The sequence below is a fragment of the Oceanobacillus piezotolerans genome (genome assembly GCF_003665065.1).
GTDB classification, from domain to species: domain Bacteria; phylum Bacillota; class Bacilli; order Bacillales; family Amphibacillaceae; genus Oceanobacillus; species Oceanobacillus piezotolerans.
In genome coordinates this window covers 105,852-125,769 of record NZ_RCHR01000004.1, presented here as the reverse complement: position 1 = coordinate 125,769, position 19,918 = coordinate 105,852, and the positions used below count along the sequence as shown (strand labels likewise).

Below are 19,918 nucleotides of genomic sequence, written 5' to 3'. Positions count from 1 at the left end.
CGACAAAAAGGTAAAGATTCTATAACTTATTTCTTAAATTCATCTAAAGATTCGGTAAATGCTCTGATTGACGTTGAAGAAATAGGTAAAATTATGTAGAATTATATATTGATAGTTCATTAGAAGGAGTATATGATGCAGCAAATTAATAGATCTCAGATTTTAATTGATCAGGAAAAAAGGACTACTGTTTGGTTTTTATGGTTGTTTTATGTTATTTATTTTGGGTATGACATTGCTTTTTATTATATACTACCAAAGTTCCCATGGAGCTTAAATACATGGTTGCCGGGTGGAGAATATTATTGGATGTATATTGTAATGATAGGGCTTGTTCCTATCTTTATATGGTTAATGAAATCTCATAAACCATACCTAATAAAATACATATTATTTATTACTTATACACTAATCAATATAATTAACGATGTCTGGTTTTATTGGGGAAGTAGTTTTCCTTACAGTAGTGGAAACATTGTTGAAGTAGCAATAGTTATGTTTTCTCCTATTTTTGTAAATAATCGATTCTTCTATCTGGTGTCATTAGGGACAATTGTTAAATATCTTATTATTGGGCTCTTTATTCAGGATTCAGCAGTTATATTCCCAGCGTATATGGTGATAGTGCTTGGAATGATAGCTTTTCTCATCCTAAGTCGATTCATAAGCTATGTAGATGCTGTTAAAACATCATATGATAAACAAATAGAGGGTATTGTAAAAGGTATTATTGCTACCCTAGAATTAAAAGATCCATATACACGCGGGCATAGTGAGAGGGTTGCTGAATACGCAAGAATCCTAGCTAAATATACTGGGCGCTATAAAGAAGATGAATTAAAGTCCTTCTATCATGCATGTTTACTTCATGATATAGGAAAAATTAATATTCCAGATTCCATCCTAACCAAGCCAGGTAGATTAACAGATGAAGAGATGGAAATTATTAAAACACACCCAGCTGTTGGAGCAAAAGCCGTACAACAAGTAGAAGGAATAGCGGATAATATTAGTGTAATTAGACACCATCATGAACGCTGGGATGGAAAAGGCTATCCGGATGGATTAAAAGGAGAAGAGACTCCTTTTCTTGCGAGAGCTACCGCATTAGCAGATGCATTTGATGCGATGACATCCTCAAGATCATATAGAGCAGCATTACCACTAGAGGAAGCGAAAAGACGAATAATGGAAGGGCGAGGGAGTCAATTTGATCCGAAGTTAGTGGATGCCTTTTTAGAAGTTTTTCCTAACTGGGTTACTTATCATAATCAATACAATTCTACTAATAATTAGGGTGACAGGTTAAAGGAGGTGATCTTAATGAAAATCCGAAAGTTAAATAAAATTAAAGTAACTTGCTGGTGGTGCGGCTGGATTCGTTAATACTTATTAAAAAGAATCTTTACTTAGAAAAACTATTTAAAAAAGGATGCTACAAATCTAGCATCCTTTTTCAAATCCATCTAGGAGGAACTATTATGAATCTTTCCATTAAATCTCAACTCACTTTATATCCTCTAACCATCCGTAAAGATAAAAAGCATTATATTGTAGAGGAACCCCTCTCAGGTGAATATTTCGAGATGCCAGAAATATGTATTGATGCAATTCATCTCATTAATAATGGTGAGTCACTAGAAAAAATAGAAAAGGATTTAAAGCAAAAGTATCCTGCAGAGGAAGTAGATATAATTGATTTTGCAGGACAGCTCTTAGAATTAGGGCTCGTTAAAGAAGTAGATGGGGAAGAAGTTTCTTTGACAAAAAAGAATCAATCTCCAAGTGGTTTTACATGGATACCATCATGGATGGGAAGGTTCTTTTTTAATAGAATAACGACAAAGCTTTATTTCGCTATTTTATGTATTAATATACTTTACTTTCTATCAAATCCTGGGCTACTGCCAAATTATCAGGACTTATTTATATTTGATTCCATTACCCTTAGTTTGATAACGTATATGGCTATTACTCTTATTTTAATAATGATTCATGAATTTGGGCATGCATTTGCAATTCGTTCCTATGATTTACCAGCAAACATGAATATTGGACACCGACTACTATTCGTGGTGTTTGAAACTGACTTATCACCAGCTTGGAAACTATCCCCCAAAAAAAGAAATATGCTTTACCTTGGTGGAATGAGCTTTGATCAAGTTATGCTGTTCGCTGCTTTGAGTATACAATTGCTTTTCCCGGAGTCAGCCCCAATTGTTAACAGTATTGCTGCCCTTGTAGTTCTAGACATTGTAATCAAAACAATGTACCAATGCTGCTTTTTTATGAAAACAGACTTATATTACGTATTTGAGAATGTAACAAGCTGCTATAACTTAATGGAAAGTGGGAAGCAATATCTCAGTAAATGGCTTCCATTTATTAAAACGGAAAACACAACAGAAGCATTTGAAGGGGAAGCTAAAGTAATTCGCCTGTACAGTATTTTCTATCTGTTTGGATTGGTTCTTACTTTTACCATTTTCATAGGATATTTTCTTCCGCAAGCCATTTATGCATTTTCCATATCCATTCCAAACCTTTTAGCACCTATAAATAGTGCGGCATTTTGGGATGCCATCGTATTCCTTGGGCAGTCATTGTTGATGATTGGATTACTTGTTTATTTAAAGTTTAGGGCCCGGGTACAATAGCCGAGCGGTATATTATTGTTTTTTAGATAAGACCTAATTATTTCTCATTAGATACCACGGAGATTCATGTTAATAAAATTGTTAATGCCATTTTTTCTTAAATAGAGCAGTCTGTCATCAGCTATGATAACAGACTTTTTTCTATCCGATGGATCTGTATAGGTGAACGTAATCAAAATCTTTTAAACTATAGCTAATAAACGATAAACTTGAGTATTTCTTCACTTATCTGGGTAAATCATGATTATATTTTTTACGCAGATCACTTAATTTTTCAAGTCGTTCCAGGTTTTCATCCTTGTTGTGCATCCCTATCGCTATGATCAGGTTTTCAATCATAAAGGTTGGTGCGACCATCGAATGAAATTCCCACATTTCCCCTCTGCTTGCAAATAAACATATATCCGCCCGATCGGAAAAGTCGGACACCAATTGATCTGTAATGACAATCGTTTTATAGCCAATTTCTTCAGAATAATCGAATATAACCTTCTCTTCTGGAAGAATGCGACCGAATCCAAATATAACGACTACATCATCCTTTGTTAAATGCAGCAAGTCTTCCAAAAGTTCACTTCCGCCTTTCACCAATCTGCGCAGCTCCAGACCAGCACGTGCGAGCCGAAAATAAAAGAGTTCGCAAAGTCCGGTTGAGGGACCTTGTCCATAAATATACGTTTTCTTTGAACCTGTAATGACATGAACTGCTTGTTGGAATGCTTCTTTGGAAAAGTGCTCCATCGTCTTTTGCAAATGGTTAATGGAAACCTTGAGACTGTGATATTGCAGTTCCTGCTCCTCAACCTGATTAATAATGTTCTCCATTTTCCCTGCAGGAGAAGGCTCTAGCTGTGTTCTTGCATAAGCTTTAAAATCCTTAAAGTTCTTGAAGCCTACGGAACGCCAAAATCTAGATACGGAGGCAATACTGATATTTAAGGCATTTGCTATCTCCTGCTCGGTAGAGAGTAGGACGGCTCGCAGATTTTTCTTAATATAATCAGCCATTTTATATTGGTTTGGTGACATGTTCTCCGTATTCCATTTAAATTCTATCATCGTATATGCCCCCTATATTATTATTGCAGGTTATCTGGCTTTAAGTCCCCTGCTGAAGTTTCACTTTATAGGTTTATCCTAACATAGGGTATTTGTATAAAACGAGCATTAGATGTAATTTTTTTTACATAAGTGAGATTAATGATTATTTTTTTACACATTATTAACTTAATACTTATATTATCTTAATACTTCTATTATATGATGAAGTTAACAAATAAAGGGAGGTTTTATCTTTGAGCCAGTTGAAAGAAAGGTACAAGTTAACTCGGTCACAGAAAATGATGGTCTTTATCCTATCGATGTCGCTCTATGGTTTATCTAACATGATTACGGAATTGGTTCCTGAGTTTTATTTAGGACCTTTGGAGTTTTCTATTGAGTATTTTGCATTCATACCTATTACATTAGCAATTCTATTTCATCCTTTATATGCTGCGATTGGTGCATCCTTAGGTGAGGTTATTTTTGGGGAGATTATGCTAGGTCAATTTGGCGGCTTTGGTGAACTGGAAAAGTTCATTGCCTTCTCATTAGCCATTTACATTGCTGGTTCATTAGTTCGTAATCCGAAAAATAAAATGCAAGTCGGAATTGCGGCAATGACAGCGGTGGTTGTTCACCAGTTTATTAGTATGATGGTTGACATCGGAAAGGTTTGGATTGGGGTAGAAGAGTTGGAAGCTGTTCCAGGCCTTGCGGAGAGTGTTGTAGTTATTGAAGGTTTCTATTTCCTAAATGATATTTTCTTCTCTGGTATTTTATTTGCTTTATTACCTACTCTTTATCTCGTACCAAGACTATATGGGAAAATTGAACCTTTACTTGGAATGAAGCCAAGGGATAATAATATGCAATATGATACAGGTGATATTGTTACTCCAAAGCTTTTATTATCAGCTGTTGTATTAGCATCTGCTGCCTTCTTCTTTGAATTCTTATCAGAAACAGATTTTAACTTTGAATGGGAATTGGCATTTGCCGAAGAAAATCAAAATCTACTTATCTGGGGAAGTATGGGAGTTGCAGCACTTATCGCTATCATCACGATTACATGGATTTTAAACAGAAAAAATAAACAACAAATGGAGCCAGAAGAAAGGATAGCAAGATGACGCTAATTTCCATCGAGAATGTTACCTTTCAATATCCAGGTGCAGAAAAACCAGTATTGAAGGATGTTTCACTAACAATTGAAGAAGGGGAATTTATCGCCATTATGGGCAGCAACGGGAGTGGGAAATCCACTCTCTGTAAGCTGCTCAATGGCTTAATCCCCCATTATTATGTTGGGGATTTTTCAGGGAAAGTGACGGTAAATGGCCTAGAAACCTCGGAGCATAAAGTGGCAGAGCTCTCACATCAGGTTGGCTATGTATATCAGGATTTCGAAAATCAGCTCGTCCGCCCTCGTGTGTTAGAAGATGCTAGCTTTGCACCATTGAATTATGGGTTAAGTGATTACAAAGAAAGAGGAAAGAGAGCATTAATGAGGGTTGGCTTTGTCGGTCATGAGGATGAGTTTATTTGGCAATTAAGTGGTGGACAAAAGCACTTGCTAGCACTGGCAGGTGCGATTGCTTTAGAACCCAACATATTAATCATTGATGAGCCAGTCGCACAGCTTGATCCACAACATGCCGAAGAAATTTATGAAGTATTAAAAGTGTTAAATGAACGAGACGGTGTGACAATCATTGTGATTGAGCATCATACAGAGTTTATAGCAGAATATTGCGACCAAGCTGTACTTATGCATGACGGAGAAGTAGTTTGGAAGCGGCCAGTACGAGAAGCGCTTGTTGCAGTGGAAGAGCTGTACTCTAAGCAGATATATCCACCACAAGTAACACAGGCAGCCTATCATTTAAACCCTGAAGACACGTTGCCGATTAAGCTGCAAGAGGGGATTCAGCATTTCACCGTCCATGAGGAGAAAGGGAGTGCTGTTTCTCAAGAGATGAAGATAGAGACGGAATCGCTAGTAACCTTTGAAGATGTGCATTTTTCTTATAAAACGATTAATCGCAAGAAGAAAAAGATATTGAAGGGACTTCATGTGACGCTTCAGAAAGGTGACCGTATTGCCTTAGTAGGGAATAATGGTGCAGGGAAATCCTCGTTGATGCGACTAATGACTGGACTAGTAAAGCCTGAGAAAGGGAAGGTTAACGTAAAAGGATTAGATACTAGGGATTATCCACCGGAAAGATTTGCTGATTTGGTGACATATATTTACCAAAATCCAGAGGAAATGTTTATTGAGGATAATGTGCGGAAAGATGTAGAGTTTTTCCTAAAGGCTAGAAAAGTAGAGAACTATGAAAGACAAGTTGATTCTATCTTAGCTCAGTTTGAGTTAACAGATTTACAAGATCGCGATTCAAGGCTGATGAGTGGTGGTCAGCAGCGCCGGGCTTCCCTAGCAATCGGTGTTGCGATGAATCCATCCATCATTCTACTAGATGAGCCAACAGCGAATTTAGATATTGCAACGAGAAAGCATATTACTAAATTGATTCATTCATTAAAGGAACAAGTAGAGGCGGTTGTGATTGCGACCCATGATATGCAGCTTGTAGCGGAGTGGGCAAATCGAATTATCGTAATGAAGGACGGGGAAATCATCCATGATGGGAATCGAGAGTCCGTCTTTTTTAATCATAAATTGCTAGAGTTAGCAGGACTTAAGGCTCCGCAAATCTTAGAATTGAGCCGTATGCTTGGAATGGAGCTTCAGTATTCGGTAGATGATTTTGTAGCTGCCTACCGGAAAGTAAGAGAGAGGGATGAACATGGATTACGCACGCAAACTGTTTGATAAGCTATCTGTTGAACAGGTTAAAATAGAGCTATTAAACACGGCATATGGAAATGGGAATACTTTCTTAGCTAGGCTGGACCCGAGAACCATGTTTATTTGGTATCTATTTTTCGGGTTAGTGCCTTGGTTCATTCATGATGAAATCCTATTAGCAGGGATGCTTCTCTTTATGATAGTGACCACGATAATGGCTAGGGTGAGTCCTTTAATCATCTTTATTCTATGTCTTGGATTGTTAGGGCAGGGTGGCTACTTACTAATCGTATCCTTTCTGTTTGGCGGAGATTTAACCGTTATGATGCCACTCATTCTGTTGACGATAAAGGTATCTATTATTTCTTTAGCGAGTATCACCGTCTTTTGTTCCATGGATCCAGAGAAGTTAAGTGACGGTTTACTAAAAATAGGTTTGCCTGGTCAGGTTTCGTTCAGTATTGCCTATGGTTACCGCATGCTTCCTAGTTTAATAGAAGAATATCATCATGTATTTTTATCTTTCCGTTTACGAGGGAAGGCACCAGAAAAGCATGGGATCTTTTATTATCGAAGTATCATATATTTTGTAAAAATAGCGATGCTGTCTTTCTACCCTCTTCTTCTAAGTACAGCGAAACGGTCGAGGACAACGGTAGAAGCATTGGAAACAAGAGGAAGCTTATACGCTTTTAACCATCCAAAGGTGAAAGCAATTAAATTGCAGCATCTTAAAATAGAGTGGAGAGATTATGGCTTTTTAGCTTTTTCTATACTATATATGACGTTTGTTTTTATGATCGCAAGAATGTACTAGAGAGAGAAAAGGGAGGACAATATGAAAATAGATTTTCACAGTCATGTAAAAATATCAAAAAACTCGATGTTTATGCCAGAATATTTTAGCGAAATGGTAAAGGAAGCTAGTGATGCGGGGTTAGACGCATTAGCGATGACAGAACATTTTAATACACGAAAGTTTCAGGATATCTATGACTATTTAGATGAGCACTATGCCTATGTAGATGGCTATTATAATGTGGAAGGGTTAAAACTGTTTCCAGGTATGGAAGTAGATGTAAAGGAAGTCGGTCATATTTTGATCATTGGGGATAAGAATGAAATTCTCGCTATTCGCAATAGACTCGATTCCCATACAGAAAAAGAACATTTTATCCAATTTGCAGATCTGATGGATATCGCAGACGAGTACAATGTATTGCGGATTGGCGCCCACCCATTCCGTGAAAGTACCCCACTTCATCATATTGATAAGGAACAGCTCAAGCGTCTTGACGCACTTGATTTAAATGGCAAGGATTTGTATTCATATTCTAACGAAGCTTATGTTGAAAAGCTCACCTCGTTCGCGGAAAGCTTGGAGCTTCCGATTGTAGGTGGAAGTGATACCCATCAATTCTTGCAATACGGTTGTATTTACAACACCTTTGAAACGAATTGCAATGATGTCGATGAGCTAAAAAGGATGATTACGAATGGAGGATATCACACAGTGATCTCTCCTAATCTGCATTTGAAGGTGAAATCTGCTACTCTTGTAAAGAAATTAATCAAAAATACCATCAATCAAGAAGGTTATGCGACAATTTATGCCTCTTAAACATAGAAAAATGAGGAGCAGCTAGCTCCTCATCTTTTTTTAATCTTTAACAATAATTTTCCCGTTTACGGAAGATAGATTTACTTTATGTTGTCCATCCCCAAACACGATTGTTTCTTTGGAATTACCAAATATCTCGACTCTCCCTAGAACAACATCTGCACTAATCGTTGCATTGGTAGGTTCCTCATTTGTTTCAATCTCAATACTTCCATGCACATTTTCAAGCTGGATGTTTTGATCAAGATGTTCTGCTTTTACGTTAATACTGCCATTGATCGTTTCTCCTTGTAGATCGCCTTCAATTCCATCAAGATTAATCGATCCATTCGTTGAAAAAACGGAAATATTGGAAGTCTTCAAATCTGCTAAGTCTAATTTTCCATTTACCGTCTCTACCTGGGCGTCTTTTATGTCCATATCCTCTACTTGCACATTTCCGTTTATCACATCAACTATGACCGATTCATACGTTTTTTCGGGAAGGGAAATGGTGATCTGTTGAATGGTGTGTAAAAAGTCAAACTGTACGAACTGAAGCTGTTCTTCTTCCGATACTACTTTAAGTGTTTCATTTTCTACATCAACATCAAAGCTGTAATCTATCCCATTATGAGAACTTGCCGTGTACTGAACTGTTGTATATGGATCATTTGTCGGGACAAGGATTACCTCGGCACTTTCCGCCGCAACTTCTATCGAGTGGAAGTTTTCATCCTCTATTAATACTTCTTCATGAATAGGTTCAGCTTCCTTCATTTGTGGATAAGTTAGAAGTCCGCCAACAATACCGATTATTAATAAAGTAAGTGCTATAATGGAAAGCTTTTTCGTTTTATCCATGCTTCAGTCCGCCTTTCACAACGCGTATATTGTAATTAAGGTAACGAATGAGTCCATGTGTGAATCCACGAGTTGCGTAGACCATACCAATTCCGATAAATAGTCCGGCACCTGAAAGTCCAATAGCAAAGAATAACTCATAGAAATCAAATATAGATGGGTGGATAAGCACATTGATCAGATATGGAATTAGAGCTAGAGTGAACGCTACACTCACAATCCATCCGGCAAGCACTAGTGAAGCTAAGACAAGAAAGGGTCCTAACACAATAATTAAATTGAAAAAACCTAAACCAATTACTGCCCATACAGCCCGGAGAATATTGCTTGTTGTAGTGGTAGACTCTACTTGTTCAACATGATGGGCGGCTACTAATTCCTTGGCTATTTGCTGTGGATTTCCCAGTGAAGCTGAAATCTCTTCCTCTGTCTTTCCGTTTTCAAATCCAATCGAAAAATGCTCTTCAAAATCCTGTATGATATCTTCTATCTCGTTTGCTGGAAGTTTTCTCAATGATGTCCGTAACTTCGATAAGAATTGTTCCTTAGTCATTCTGTACACCTTCCTTTATAATTTGATTGACGCCATTGGAAAATACTTTCCATTCTTCTAATAACGCATAAAGATATGTCCTGCCATCAGCAGTTAATGCATAGTACTTCCTTGGTGGTCCCTCGGTTGATTCTTTTAAGTATGTTGTAAAGTATCCTTCTTTTGTTAACCTCCTCAACAATGGATATACCGAACCTTCGGAAATGTCGATTTGGTCAGAGATATTCTGGACAAGTTCATATCCATATCGATCTTGTTTCTCAAGCAGGACAAGGACACAAAGCTCTAGAACGCCTTTTTTAAATTGTACATTCAATGGGATGAAACACCTCGATTCACTATTGTTTATTACACAGTACTGTATTTTAATTATAACCATATTGAGAATATCATATAGTACTGGTCAATGCAAGGTACTAAATTAAATTTTATTGTAAATTGTTCATTCGTATTTAAAAGGTTTGGGGCTGTGCTTTAGCTGCTGTGATTAGAATCTTGGAATTATTATTTTAAAAATGTAAGAAAATTTAAAATATAGGGAGGTAAATCATTTTAAATCATGATACATTTGAACGGTAATAAATAATATTAGACTGAAAGGAAGGAAGTAAATGAAGTTTAAAGCAGAAATAATTCCAAACTATCGTATCGCTTACATACGAAGAGTGGGTCCCTATGGTCCTGCAAATAAAGAAGTAATGGAGAAGTTAAAAGGATGGGCTAGGGAAAAAAATCTACTCCAAACTTCAATCCTGCTTGCAATTCCGCAAGATAACCCTGAGGACACGCCCCCAGAAGAATGCAGGTTTGATGCTTGTATTATCCTTTCTAAGGATAATACAATAGATGATACTGTTTGTGAAGGGGAACTCTATGGTGGCAAGCACCTTATCATCCAAGTAAAACATACAGAAGAGGACATGCAAAAAGCATATGCTGACATTTTCCCCCTCTTAAGAAACAATGGATATCAAATCGATAATAGGCCAATTATGGAGAGATACACTGTTGATATGGTTAACAACCACTATTGTGAAATATGTGTACCAGTAAGATAGTGAGGGTTTGATTAGCTTTAACAGAGTAATGGGGGGATAGAAGTGACTTTTGAAAATGAGTATTTAAAAGTTGTTCAAGAAAGATTTAAAGATGTTAAAAAGCTTGGTGATAGGACGATAAGCCAATTATCAAAAGAGGACTTACATTGGAGCTTAAATGATGAATGTAATAGTATTGCCATTATTATTCAACATCTAAGTGGAAATATGAGATCAAGATGGACTGATTTTTTGACTTCGGATGGAGAGAAACCTTATAGGAATCGTGACGGGGAATTTAAGAATAACATATTCTCCAAACAAGACCTAGAAATTATTTGGGAACAGGGCTGGAGTATACTTTTCAACACCCTAAGTGATTTAAGAGGAGAGGATATGCTAAGGATTATTCAAATTCGCAGTGAAGATCATACGGTAATAGATGCGATAGAGAGACAGATGGCCCATTATGCTTATCATATAGGGCAAATGGTTTACATTGGAAAGCAAATAAAGGGAAAGGAGTGGAAAACCCTAAGTATTACAAAAGGAGAGTCAGTAGAATATTTACAATATATGCAGCAAAAACATAAAAAATAAGCTGTATTGACAGTAGATTAATTAATTTGTTCCCTTTTTGCGGAATTTGCATTATAATGGTATCTAATTACATATGATGAACAGACTTAGGAACAATCCTATTGTTTGAGAGGGAAATTTGGTTCAATTCCAATGCGGTCCCGCCACTGTGATAGATAGTTTTCACGCTATCTTAAGCCAGGCACACACCTCCCTAAGACTGTACACCATTATACCTACGAGGATAGGAAGGTGTTTCGGTGTTATTCCGAAATAATACTTGTATTGCATCTCTTGTAGGTAGAGATGTTTTTTTATTTTACAAAAATTAGAAAAGACAGGGTGATTAAGATGAGAAAGTGGACAATCCGTATGATGGTTATCATTGGGTTAGTGGCACTACTAGCAGGTTGTGGTGCTGGGGAAGAAAATACGGAAGAGACAGATAGCGCGAATGATGATGCTACAGTAACGGATCAAGCGGAATCTGAAACTGCAGCAGAAGATGCGGAGATAACGGTTTCCGTAACGATTTCTGAAAATGACGGTGAAGAAATCATTACAGAAGAAGAAGTTACCACGGAAGAAGGGGCTATTCTTTTGGATGTAATGGAAGAGAACTTTGATGTAGAGCATGACGCTGGGTTTATCACTTCTATCAATGGAATTGCTCCAGAAGAAGGAGAGCAGCGTGCTTGGATGTACTTTGTAAATGATGAAATGCCAAATGTGGGTGCTGGTGAATATGAGCTACAAGCAGATGACAGTGTTGTGTTTGATCTACAGGCATGGGAATAACTCATGCACATTTATAAACTAACCATAATTGCTTTGCTCTCTGCACTGGCTGTCGGTGGTAGAATTATTTTTACTTATTTGCCAAACATTCAACCAGTTACAGATATTATTATTATCGGTGGGATATTTCTTGGCCCACTTTCAGCATTCATTATGGCGTTTATTATTACCTTTTTATCCAATGTTTTATTAGGAATGGGAATTTGGTCAATTTGGCAGGCCCTTTCATGGGGAATAATTGGGATTCTTAGTGGGGTATTGGCTAAGAAATTCCATCATCTTCCTACATGGGCATTAGCCATTTATGCCGCCCTTTGTGGATACTTTTATGGATTCATGATTTCTTTAGTTTCTTATCAAGTTGCAGGTCATTTCTGGCCATATTATCTAGCTGGTCTTCCTTTTGATAATATGCATGCTATTGGGAATGCTGTTCTGATGTTTATTCTCTATCCGATATTGGCCAGACTGTTTAAAAAATATGCAGCCAATCGCTTTCCATTGAATAATGAGAAGATGAGAGTTCTATAATTTATGTGAGTGTGATAGAACGGAACGCTCTAAAGGCTACAAAACAAGAAGCGTATAATTAGGAAAAAACCGAACTAATTCGAAATGGAATCAGGTTCGGTTTTTTCTTTAACTATGTTTTAGATAAATCATGGTTCGGTCTCTAGTCGATATCGTGATCTTCACAATATTCATTTACGATTTTCTCAAGTTCCTCCAAATTTGGTGATTCACCTGAAAAAGAGAATTTTACTTCCTCTACAAATTCCCCATTTTTGTACACATGTATAGCACCATTCTGCTGTATCACACTATATTCTGGTTCAAAACGAAATTCAGCCCGTTCAATCGCGCCCATCATAACATCTCCTTTTTTAACTTAGTATTTACAGTTTGATTGGATACAACCAAGAAAGATTCCTATTATTTTCTTATAGCTTTTTGGAATCAGATATGCTATGATTACCTAGCGATGAGCTGATTTGTGTAAGTCGAGAAACATGCAATACATGTGAATGTGAACACATGGTTTTTCGCCACAAATTTCGAAAAGACGTCTATACTTTGTATAGGCGTCTTATATTTTTATCGATATTTATCTTATGGTACTAAGGAAATCTTTCATTACATTCATGTAAGCGTCTGCTTCTTCTATGTATGGCATATGTGCGCTGTTTTCAAATACATGAAATTTGCTATTTGTTGTTAAGGTACTATAATACTCGGTCGATTCTGGTGTTGCTTCATCATAGCGCCCGCAAGTAAATAATGTTGGGACAGTAATGTTCTTCAATTCTCCCGTGCAATCATAATCCTTTAAATTTCCCGTTACATAAAACTCTGATGGTCCCCACATAAGGTTATAAATTTCTCTATTTTTATATTTAGCGCCGTCCTTTAAGAATGCAGGCAACTTATCCAGTCTGCATACAAAATGCTTGTTAAAAACCTCAGTAGCCTTTTTATATTCATCTGTTTCCGTTGTGCCAAATCTTTCTCCTGTTTTAAGGGCAATTTGCACATCAATTGGTAACTGTTCTCGATTCTTCATTTGGTCTTTTGCCCAGAGAGGAGCACTTAAGCAGGGGCTTGAAAAAATAATGCTTTTAATGCCTAATGGATGTTTTAGTGCATAAGCAGCAGCTAAAGTCGTTCCCCATGAATGGCCAAGCAAGTGAAACTCTTCTAGCTCAAGCCCCTTTACAATTTGATTTAACTCCTCAACAAATCGATCAATCTTCCAAAGTTTCCTATCTGCAGGGCGTTCTGATTTTCCGCATCCAAGCTGATCATAGAAAATAACTGGCCTGTCTACTGCTAGTTCTTTTAATCCTTGTAGTGAGTAATGTGAGGAACCTGGTCCTCCATGTAAAATGATGACCGGTATATTATTATGGATACCTTCATGTTTTTGATACCAGACTTTTCCACCGGTAACTTCAAGAAATCCTTCTTCTATAGACATTGGTGATTTCTCCTCTTTCCTCATTAAATTAGTATCTTCTTAATTCTATACTACCACTAAAATACAGGGCAAATGGATTTTTAGTTTGTTCTTAAACAACTATAAGACCTAAGGCTTAGTTGAATTCAGTCTTAAGCGCAATGTTAAAAAAATTTAGATATCTTATACTTAAAGCGATTTAAGGAGAATAAAAATAAGTGGTGGTGATAGTTTCAAAAGAATATCTGGGATTGGAGGAGAGTTAATTTTTTGTAAATTATCTATAAGATTTAGAAAAAGCGCTTTTAATTAATCTATACTAAGAAAGGTGTCGTAAGAAAAAAGCACTAATTGAAGAGTGGGGGAACGAGATTGATTAAATTTATTGTAAACAGAAAAATACTAGTGGGGTTATTAACGGTTCTAGTCCTTATTTTAGGTGTTTATTCACTGACAAAACTAGATGAAGAATTGATGCCTGAGGTTTCTTTTGATGGGGCATATGTGGCTGTTACTGCTGGCGATATGGCAGCGATTGAAGTGGAACGTAATATTACTACACCTATCGAACAAAGCATTATAGGAGTAGATGGGGTAGAGGATGTATCCTCCACAACAAATATTGGTCAAAGCAGCATTCAAGTCATGATTGAAAAAGGGCGTGGGGAGGATGTTTCTAAGGAAATTCAAACCATTGTGAACTCAGTAACCTCCAATGTATCTGGAGTAACGGATGTTATTGCAGAACAAGTGAGTATGAGTTCAAGCTATGAGTTTTTTATGGACGTTTCTGATGGTGATATGGATGAAATGACAACATTTGCCGAAGAGGTACTCGAACCACGGTTAGAGGAATTGTCAGAGGTAAAAGATGTTTTACTAATGGGAATTCAAGAATATGAAATGGTTGTAGAGTTTGATAAAGAAGAGCTAGCCGAGAATGCGTTAGACAGTTCTCAAGTCATATCGGTGATTGAACAAGCAAGTACAGAAGCAACTTTAGGTGAATTGACTGGGGAAGAGGAACAACCAGCACTGCGTTGGGAAACGGATCTCTCATCTGTAGAAGATGTGGCCAATATTACGATTCCGACACAAACAGGGTTTATTCAGGTAGATGATATTGCAGATGTTTCCATACAACCAATTGAAACCTCTTCTAATGTATGGAAAGAAGGATCAAAGGATTTTATTTTTGTTCAAATTGGAAGAACAGCGGATGTCACACAAATCGAAATGGCAGATGCGATTAGAGAAGAGATCCAAAAAATTAAGGATGAGGGATTAGTAGACGAGTTTGAATTAAATGAGCTAGTTGCACAGGCAGATTATGTAGAGGATTCCATTAATGGAATCACAGAAAATATTCTCATCGGAGGAATTATTGCAATCATTGTTCTGCTCCTTTACTTACGTAATATTCGTGCGACAATAATTATCGGGATTTCTATACCGACATCTATTTTATTAACTTTTATTGCTATGTGGTTATTGGATTATAGTTTTAATATGTTAACTATGATTGCACTTGGATTAGGGATAGCAATGATGGTTGATTCTTCTATTGTAATCTTAGAATCCATCTTTAAGAAAAAAGAACAAGGACTTACAGCGCTTGATGCAGTCCTAAAGGGAACCAAGGAAGTTGCATCAGCTGTTATCGCCTCCATGCTGACGACGATTGTCGTGTTTTTGCCTATTGGGTTAATGGGTGGAGATGTTGGCCAGTTTATGGTGATACTATCAGCTGTCGTTGCAATCACCTTGATTAGCAGTGTGATTGTTGCTTTTACCATTATTCCAACACTATCTGTGAACTTCCTGAAATCGCGTAAAGAGAAGAAACAAAAGGAAGGTAAGTTGATTAGGAGCTACGGAAACTTTATTTCATGGGTTGTAAATAAAAAGCGTCACAGTATTGCTGTTATTGGGATATTCTTCCTTATGTTTGCAGGATCTATATTTTTAGTATTTAAAATTCCGATGACGATTATGCCAGATATGCTAAATAGGTATACAGAATTAATGGTTGATCTGGAAACAGGTTTATCTATAGATGAAAAAAATGAAGTAGCAATGAAAGTAAGTGATACATTAGAAGAAATCGATGATGTGGAATCCAGTTACATTATGGATGAAGGGTCCATGTTTTACATTCTCATCAATATGACTAAAGGTGATGATATAACAACAGAACAAAAAGAAGTCAATGAGAATATATTGAGCTCCTTACGTGGGTTAGCGGATGATTTTCCAATATCAAATGTGCAAAGTATGGCGTCTATGAGTTCTGGTCAACCTGTTCAAATCCAAATTAAAGGAGAAGACTTCGAACAACTGCAAACCCTTGCAGGAAGTGTTGCGAATGAGTTGGAAGGAATAGAAGGTGTAGTTGGAATTACGAATTCGATTGAACGAACATCAATCGAAAAAGTGGTGGAACTGGATAGAAAAGCAATGGAGGATAAAGGCGTAACAGAAGTACAGCTTCGTCCATTTATTCAACAGGCTTTCTTGGATATGCCAATTGGGGAAGTAACAACTAATGAGGATACAGTTCCTTTAGTAGTGAAGTGGAATGAGGAAGTAGATAATGAAAATGAATTACTTGATTTGACCATTCCAACAATGGAAGGGGAAGAGCGTTTATCTGCGTTTATAGATTTACAAAGCGTGGACACACCAAATGAAATCTCCCATCTGGATGGAGAAAGGTTTATTACTGTTTCAGCTGATATTGAGAATACAGATTTAGGTACGGTAAATAGAGAAGTGCAGAGTATGATTAATGACATGGATACTCCGAGTGGATATGCCATTTCTGCGGGAGGAGAACTAGAGACACAGCAGGAGCTTGTAAACGATATGATTCTAATTTTCGTTATCTCTATTTTCCTCGTATACCTAGTAATGGCCGTGCAATTTAATCATTTAGCACATCCAATTATTATTATGTCCGTAATACCAATGGCTTTTGTAGGAGTTATTATTGGCTTGTTTGCGACACAAAGAGAGTTAAGCATTATGTCCGCAATGGGAATTATCTTGCTGGTTGGGATCGTCTTAAACAACGCGATTCTACTGGTTGACCGAACAAACCAATTAAGAAGAGAAGGTATTTCAGCGAATGATGCTGTAGTTAGAGCAGGTAAAGATCGAATACGTCCAATTTTCATGACCACTTTTACAACAGTTGGCGGAATGCTGCCACTTGCATTAGCAACTGGGACAACTGGAAACTATCAAGCCCCAATGGCAACAGCAATTATTTCCGGGCTGTTGTTTGCAACGATGATCACATTAGTACTGGTCCCAGCAGTTTATCGCACATTTAATGCAATAGGCAGTGGTTTTACTAAGTTATTTAAACGCAAGAAAAAACGACAAGAAGTAGTGGAAGATCAAGCAATCTAAATAAAAAAATCCTTCCTGATGTTGGAAGGATTTTTTTATTGATTACTATTCTCAATTATAAAATTTAATTGAGAATAATAATCAATTTTAACTACGAATGGAAGAAGATATTTCTTTCTGGAGAAAGGATAATATAAGGTTTGTTAACATTGCGGATATTGTCGATACAATGTTTTTTCAATTAAGTTTAATATTTATAATTGACTTTCTTATTTCTAATGATAAAATTATAATTAATACAAAGTAAAATTGATTTTAATTAGTTGCTAATGATTCTTATTATCAGTTAATAAATGGAGGGGTATTTATGGCAGTACCTAGTAATGTGATAAAAAATCAAGAACCAAAGACTTCCTTTTCCTTAAAAGATTCCAAATTCCTCGAGCATATTGAATTGATTGCTGCTTTATTTAGCGGATTTCTTATTTTACTAACATGGTCACTTGAAAGCCATATTTCAGAATCTTTCTATGTTACCTTGCATATTATCGCATTTGTCATTGGCGGCTATGCGAAGGCGAAAGAAGGGATTACAGAAACGATTCGAACCAAGCGCCTAAATGTGGAAATGCTGATGATTTTTGCTGCAATTGGTTCGGTGATCATAGGATATTGGACAGAAGGTGCCATCCTTATCTTTATTTTTGCTTTATCTGGCGCATTAGAGACGTACTCCCTAAACAAGAGTAACAAAGCGATTTCAGCCTTGATGGAATTGCAGCCTGAAAAAGCGACGTTAATAGTGAATGGTCATGAAAGCCCTGTTCCTGTTTCTTCTTTACAAATTGGCGATAAAATTCTTGTGCGTGCTGGAGAAAGAATTCCTGCTGATGGAAAAATTGTAAAAGGCTCAAGTACAGTGGATGAAAGTGTCATTACCGGAGAATCCATGCCTGTAAATAAACTGATGAAGAATGAAGTTTATGCAAGTACAGTTGCACTTGATGGAACGCTTCAAGTGGAAATAACTACAAAACCAACCGAAACACTGTTCCAAAAAATTATAGATATGGTACAAAATGCACAAGAGGAGAAGTCACCGTCACAGTTATTTATTGAGAAGTTTGAAGGAACATATGTCAATGTCGTTTTAGCAGCTGTTGCGATTATGATGTTCTTACCTTATCTGGTCTTCGGCTGGACGTTAACGGAAAGTGTATATCGTGCATTAGTATTACTTGTGGTTGCTTCACCCTGTGCGCTTGTTGCCTCCATTACACCAGCGACTCTATCCGCTATTTCAAATGCTGCAAGGAAAGGGGTTTTGTTTAAAGGTGGTGTCCATGTCGAGAATTTAAGTCATGTTAAGGCAATCGCCTTAGATAAGACTGGTACCTTGACGAAAGGTAAACCAGAAGTAACCGATGCACACTTTAAAACAGACCATGGAATGGATGAAGTATATATTACTGCTGCAGTTGGAGCAATAGAGAATGAATCTACTCACCCACTTGCACAGGCAATCACAGCGTATAGCCGAAAACAGATAGAAGGTAAAACAGAAATAGAAGTTCAAAACATGAAAAATGTTAGCGGTAATGGTGTTACAGCAATGATAGAAGGTAGGAAGTGGGAAATTGGCAAGCCTGAATTTGTCGGGAAAGAGAAAGCAGAAGCTTTTCTAGGTGGGGTTGCATCAGAGTTGGCGGCACAAGGGAAAACAGTAGTGTTTGCTAAAGCGGACGAGGAATTAGTTTCTGTATTTGCTTTAAAAGATACCATCCGTCAAACAACAAAAGAAGCAATAAAACAATTAAAGGATAAGGGAATAGTCCCCGTAATGCTTACCGGAGATAATGAACGGACAGCAAAAGCAGTAGCTGAAGAAGCAGGGATTGACCAATATATCGCGAACTGCTTGCCAGAAGAAAAAGTGGAGCATATTAAAGCATTACGTTCGAAGTATAAAAACATCGCAATGGTTGGAGATGGAATTAACGATGCTCCAGCGCTAGCAAGTGCGAACGTAGGAATTGCTATGGGCGAAGGAACAGACGTTGCGTTAGAAACAGCGGATATGGTTCTAATGAAAAATGATTTATCCAGGATTACAAATACTGTTACTTTATCGAGCCGTTTAAATCGCATTGTAAAGCAAAACGTCGTGTTTTCTTTAGGTGTGATCGTGATATTAATTTTGACGAACTATATGCAAATACTTGATCTGCCACTAGGTGTAATCGGACATGAAGGAAGTACGATTTTGGTTATTCTAAATGGTCTGAGGTTGTTGAAATAGTTAGATTTTCTAGCAGAATTAGCATTGGCATTTTTGAATACCCTGCATGAGCACAATGTATTAAAATCTGATAAAAGTATTTAGCTCTACTGTTTCTAAACATGTGGAGCTTTTTTGTATGACTTTTCTCTAGCAGGGGAAGTTAAGAATGATAAAAAGGTAAAGGAGGGCGTGCTATGAATAACTTAACAGAGCTTGAACTAGAGAATCTGCGTCATATTATCGGCGGTCATGGAATGATTGCTAATAAATTGGATGCTTATGCGCAAAGCTGTACAGACCCGCAATTAAAAGCAATGCTTCAAAAGGATGCGCAAGACGCAAGACAAGCTAAACAACAATTAATGAACTTTTTAGGATAAGGAGG

The 19,918-nt window shown here is 37.1% G+C and carries 19 protein-coding genes and 1 riboswitch; of the genes, 13 read left to right on the top strand and 6 right to left on the bottom strand.

Annotation, left to right across the window (positions count from 1 at the left end):
* The first annotated feature begins 135 nt into the window (after positions 1 to 135).
* Complete coding sequence (locus D8M04_RS12245; RefSeq protein ID WP_121523385.1) at positions 136 to 1,296, top strand: HD-GYP domain-containing protein; 1,161 nt, start codon at positions 136 to 138, stop codon at positions 1,294 to 1,296.
* 185 nt (positions 1,297 to 1,481) lie between these two features.
* Positions 1,482 to 2,657, top strand: a complete 1,176-nt coding sequence (locus D8M04_RS12240) for a peptidase (RefSeq protein WP_121523383.1) — start codon at positions 1,482 to 1,484, stop codon at positions 2,655 to 2,657.
* 225 nt (positions 2,658 to 2,882) lie between these two features.
* Here D8M04_RS12240 and D8M04_RS12235 read toward each other — a convergent pair whose 3' ends face one another.
* Positions 2,883 to 3,716, bottom strand: a complete 834-nt coding sequence (locus D8M04_RS12235; protein ID WP_121523381.1) for a MurR/RpiR family transcriptional regulator — start codon at positions 3,714 to 3,716, stop codon at positions 2,883 to 2,885.
* Between the two features lie 236 nt (positions 3,717 to 3,952).
* On the opposite strand from D8M04_RS12235, the gene D8M04_RS12230 reads away from it, so the two are divergent.
* Genes D8M04_RS12230 through D8M04_RS12215 form a run of 4 tightly spaced genes read left to right on the top strand, consistent with a single transcriptional unit; the run spans position 3,953 to position 8,134 of the window.
* Positions 3,953 to 4,831 carry a DUF8171 family membrane protein gene (locus tag D8M04_RS12230; protein WP_246001230.1) on the top strand — a complete coding sequence of 293 codons (879 nt, stop codon included), beginning with the start codon at positions 3,953 to 3,955 and terminating at the stop codon, positions 4,829 to 4,831.
* Positions 4,828 to 6,537 carry an ABC transporter ATP-binding protein gene (locus tag D8M04_RS12225; RefSeq protein WP_121523379.1) on the top strand — a complete coding sequence of 570 codons (1,710 nt, stop codon included), beginning with the start codon at positions 4,828 to 4,830 and terminating at the stop codon, positions 6,535 to 6,537. Before D8M04_RS12230 ends, D8M04_RS12225 begins: the two co-directional genes overlap by 4 nt.
* The gene (locus D8M04_RS12220; RefSeq protein ID WP_121523377.1) at positions 6,512 to 7,330 is read left to right on the top strand and encodes an energy-coupling factor transporter transmembrane component T family protein; all 819 of its coding nucleotides are present in this window, start codon (positions 6,512 to 6,514) and stop codon (positions 7,328 to 7,330) included. The genes D8M04_RS12225 and D8M04_RS12220 overlap by 26 nt, the downstream gene beginning before the upstream one ends.
* Positions 7,331 to 7,351: 21 nt before the next feature.
* A complete protein-coding gene (locus tag D8M04_RS12215; RefSeq protein WP_121523375.1) occupies positions 7,352 to 8,134 on the top strand; it encodes a PHP domain-containing protein in 783 nt (260 codons plus the stop codon).
* A gap of 39 nt (positions 8,135 to 8,173) precedes the next feature.
* On the opposite strand, the gene D8M04_RS12210 is transcribed toward D8M04_RS12215, so the two are convergent.
* Genes D8M04_RS12210 through D8M04_RS12200 form a run of 3 tightly spaced genes read right to left on the bottom strand, consistent with a single transcriptional unit; the run spans position 8,174 to position 9,846 of the window.
* On the bottom strand, positions 8,174 to 8,977 hold the full coding sequence (locus tag D8M04_RS12210) for a DUF4097 family beta strand repeat-containing protein (RefSeq protein ID WP_121523373.1): 804 nt from the start codon (positions 8,975 to 8,977) through the stop codon (positions 8,174 to 8,176).
* Positions 8,970 to 9,530 carry a DUF1700 domain-containing protein gene (locus D8M04_RS12205; protein WP_121523371.1) on the bottom strand — a complete coding sequence of 187 codons (561 nt, stop codon included), beginning with the start codon at positions 9,528 to 9,530 and terminating at the stop codon, positions 8,970 to 8,972. Before D8M04_RS12205 ends, D8M04_RS12210 begins: the two co-directional genes overlap by 8 nt.
* Positions 9,523 to 9,846 (bottom strand): PadR family transcriptional regulator, encoded by a 324-nt coding sequence (locus D8M04_RS12200; RefSeq protein WP_121523369.1) that lies wholly within the window; start codon positions 9,844 to 9,846, stop codon positions 9,523 to 9,525. Before D8M04_RS12200 ends, D8M04_RS12205 begins: the two co-directional genes overlap by 8 nt.
* A 295-nt stretch (positions 9,847 to 10,141) precedes the next feature.
* Here D8M04_RS12200 and D8M04_RS12195 point away from each other — a divergent pair, with 295 nt between their 5' ends.
* From D8M04_RS12195 to D8M04_RS12180, 4 genes are all read left to right on the top strand, one after another.
* Positions 10,142 to 10,588 carry an AraC family transcriptional regulator gene (locus D8M04_RS12195; RefSeq protein ID WP_121523367.1) on the top strand — a complete coding sequence of 149 codons (447 nt, stop codon included), beginning with the start codon at positions 10,142 to 10,144 and terminating at the stop codon, positions 10,586 to 10,588.
* 42 nt (positions 10,589 to 10,630) lie between these two features.
* Positions 10,631 to 11,167, top strand: a complete 537-nt coding sequence (locus D8M04_RS12190) for a DUF1572 family protein (protein WP_121523365.1) — start codon at positions 10,631 to 10,633, stop codon at positions 11,165 to 11,167.
* Positions 11,168 to 11,238: 71 nt separating this feature from the next.
* Positions 11,239 to 11,378: riboswitch (cobalamin riboswitch) on the top strand.
* A 119-nt stretch (positions 11,379 to 11,497) separates the two neighbouring features.
* On the top strand, positions 11,498 to 11,944 hold the full coding sequence (locus D8M04_RS12185) for a DUF4430 domain-containing protein (RefSeq protein ID WP_158595120.1): 447 nt from the start codon (positions 11,498 to 11,500) through the stop codon (positions 11,942 to 11,944).
* A gap of 3 nt (positions 11,945 to 11,947) precedes the next feature.
* A complete protein-coding gene (locus D8M04_RS12180; RefSeq protein WP_121523361.1) occupies positions 11,948 to 12,475 on the top strand; it encodes an ECF transporter S component in 528 nt (175 codons plus the stop codon).
* A 142-nt stretch (positions 12,476 to 12,617) separates the two neighbouring features.
* Here D8M04_RS12180 and D8M04_RS12175 read toward each other — a convergent pair whose 3' ends face one another.
* Positions 12,618 to 12,812 carry a YbxH family protein gene (locus D8M04_RS12175; RefSeq protein WP_121523359.1) on the bottom strand — a complete coding sequence of 65 codons (195 nt, stop codon included), beginning with the start codon at positions 12,810 to 12,812 and terminating at the stop codon, positions 12,618 to 12,620.
* Between the two features lie 237 nt (positions 12,813 to 13,049).
* Complete coding sequence (locus tag D8M04_RS12170) at positions 13,050 to 13,919, bottom strand: proline iminopeptidase-family hydrolase (RefSeq protein WP_121523357.1); 870 nt, start codon at positions 13,917 to 13,919, stop codon at positions 13,050 to 13,052.
* A 351-nt stretch (positions 13,920 to 14,270) separates the two neighbouring features.
* On the opposite strand from D8M04_RS12170, the gene D8M04_RS12165 reads away from it, so the two are divergent.
* The 3 genes from D8M04_RS12165 (at position 14,271) to D8M04_RS12155 (ending at position 19,913) form a co-directional block, all read left to right on the top strand.
* Positions 14,271 to 17,312: an efflux RND transporter permease subunit gene (locus tag D8M04_RS12165; protein ID WP_246001228.1), complete on the top strand. Its 3,042-nt coding sequence runs from the start codon at positions 14,271 to 14,273 to the stop codon at positions 17,310 to 17,312.
* Positions 17,313 to 17,619: 307 nt separating this feature from the next.
* Entirely contained in the window at positions 17,620 to 19,551 is a 1,932-nt protein-coding gene (locus D8M04_RS12160; RefSeq protein ID WP_121523353.1) for a heavy metal translocating P-type ATPase, read from the top strand.
* A gap of 176 nt (positions 19,552 to 19,727) precedes the next feature.
* Positions 19,728 to 19,913, top strand: a complete 186-nt coding sequence (locus D8M04_RS12155) for a hypothetical protein (protein WP_121523351.1) — start codon at positions 19,728 to 19,730, stop codon at positions 19,911 to 19,913.
* Positions 19,914 to 19,918 lie beyond the last annotated feature (5 nt).

Coding starts and splice junctions, on each gene's coding strand:
- D8M04_RS12245 (WP_121523385.1), top strand. CDS start 136: ATGCAGCAAATTAATAGATCTCAGATTTTAATTGATCAGGAAAAAAGG.
- D8M04_RS12240 (WP_121523383.1), top strand. CDS start 1,482: ATGAATCTTTCCATTAAATCTCAACTCACTTTATATCCTCTAACCATC.
- D8M04_RS12235 (WP_121523381.1), bottom strand. CDS start 3,716: ATGATAGAATTTAAATGGAATACGGAGAACATGTCACCAAACCAATAT.
- D8M04_RS12225 (WP_121523379.1), top strand. CDS start 4,828: ATGACGCTAATTTCCATCGAGAATGTTACCTTTCAATATCCAGGTGCA.
- D8M04_RS12220 (WP_121523377.1), top strand. CDS start 6,512: ATGGATTACGCACGCAAACTGTTTGATAAGCTATCTGTTGAACAGGTT.
- D8M04_RS12215 (WP_121523375.1), top strand. CDS start 7,352: ATGAAAATAGATTTTCACAGTCATGTAAAAATATCAAAAAACTCGATG.
- D8M04_RS12210 (WP_121523373.1), bottom strand. CDS start 8,977: ATGGATAAAACGAAAAAGCTTTCCATTATAGCACTTACTTTATTAATA.
- D8M04_RS12205 (WP_121523371.1), bottom strand. CDS start 9,530: ATGACTAAGGAACAATTCTTATCGAAGTTACGGACATCATTGAGAAAA.
- D8M04_RS12195 (WP_121523367.1), top strand. CDS start 10,142: ATGAAGTTTAAAGCAGAAATAATTCCAAACTATCGTATCGCTTACATA.
- D8M04_RS12185 (WP_158595120.1), top strand. CDS start 11,498: ATGAGAAAGTGGACAATCCGTATGATGGTTATCATTGGGTTAGTGGCA.
- D8M04_RS12180 (WP_121523361.1), top strand. CDS start 11,948: ATGCACATTTATAAACTAACCATAATTGCTTTGCTCTCTGCACTGGCT.
- D8M04_RS12175 (WP_121523359.1), bottom strand. CDS start 12,812: ATGGGCGCGATTGAACGGGCTGAATTTCGTTTTGAACCAGAATATAGT.
- D8M04_RS12170 (WP_121523357.1), bottom strand. CDS start 13,919: ATGTCTATAGAAGAAGGATTTCTTGAAGTTACCGGTGGAAAAGTCTGG.
- D8M04_RS12160 (WP_121523353.1), top strand. CDS start 17,620: ATGGCAGTACCTAGTAATGTGATAAAAAATCAAGAACCAAAGACTTCC.
- D8M04_RS12155 (WP_121523351.1), top strand. CDS start 19,728: ATGAATAACTTAACAGAGCTTGAACTAGAGAATCTGCGTCATATTATC.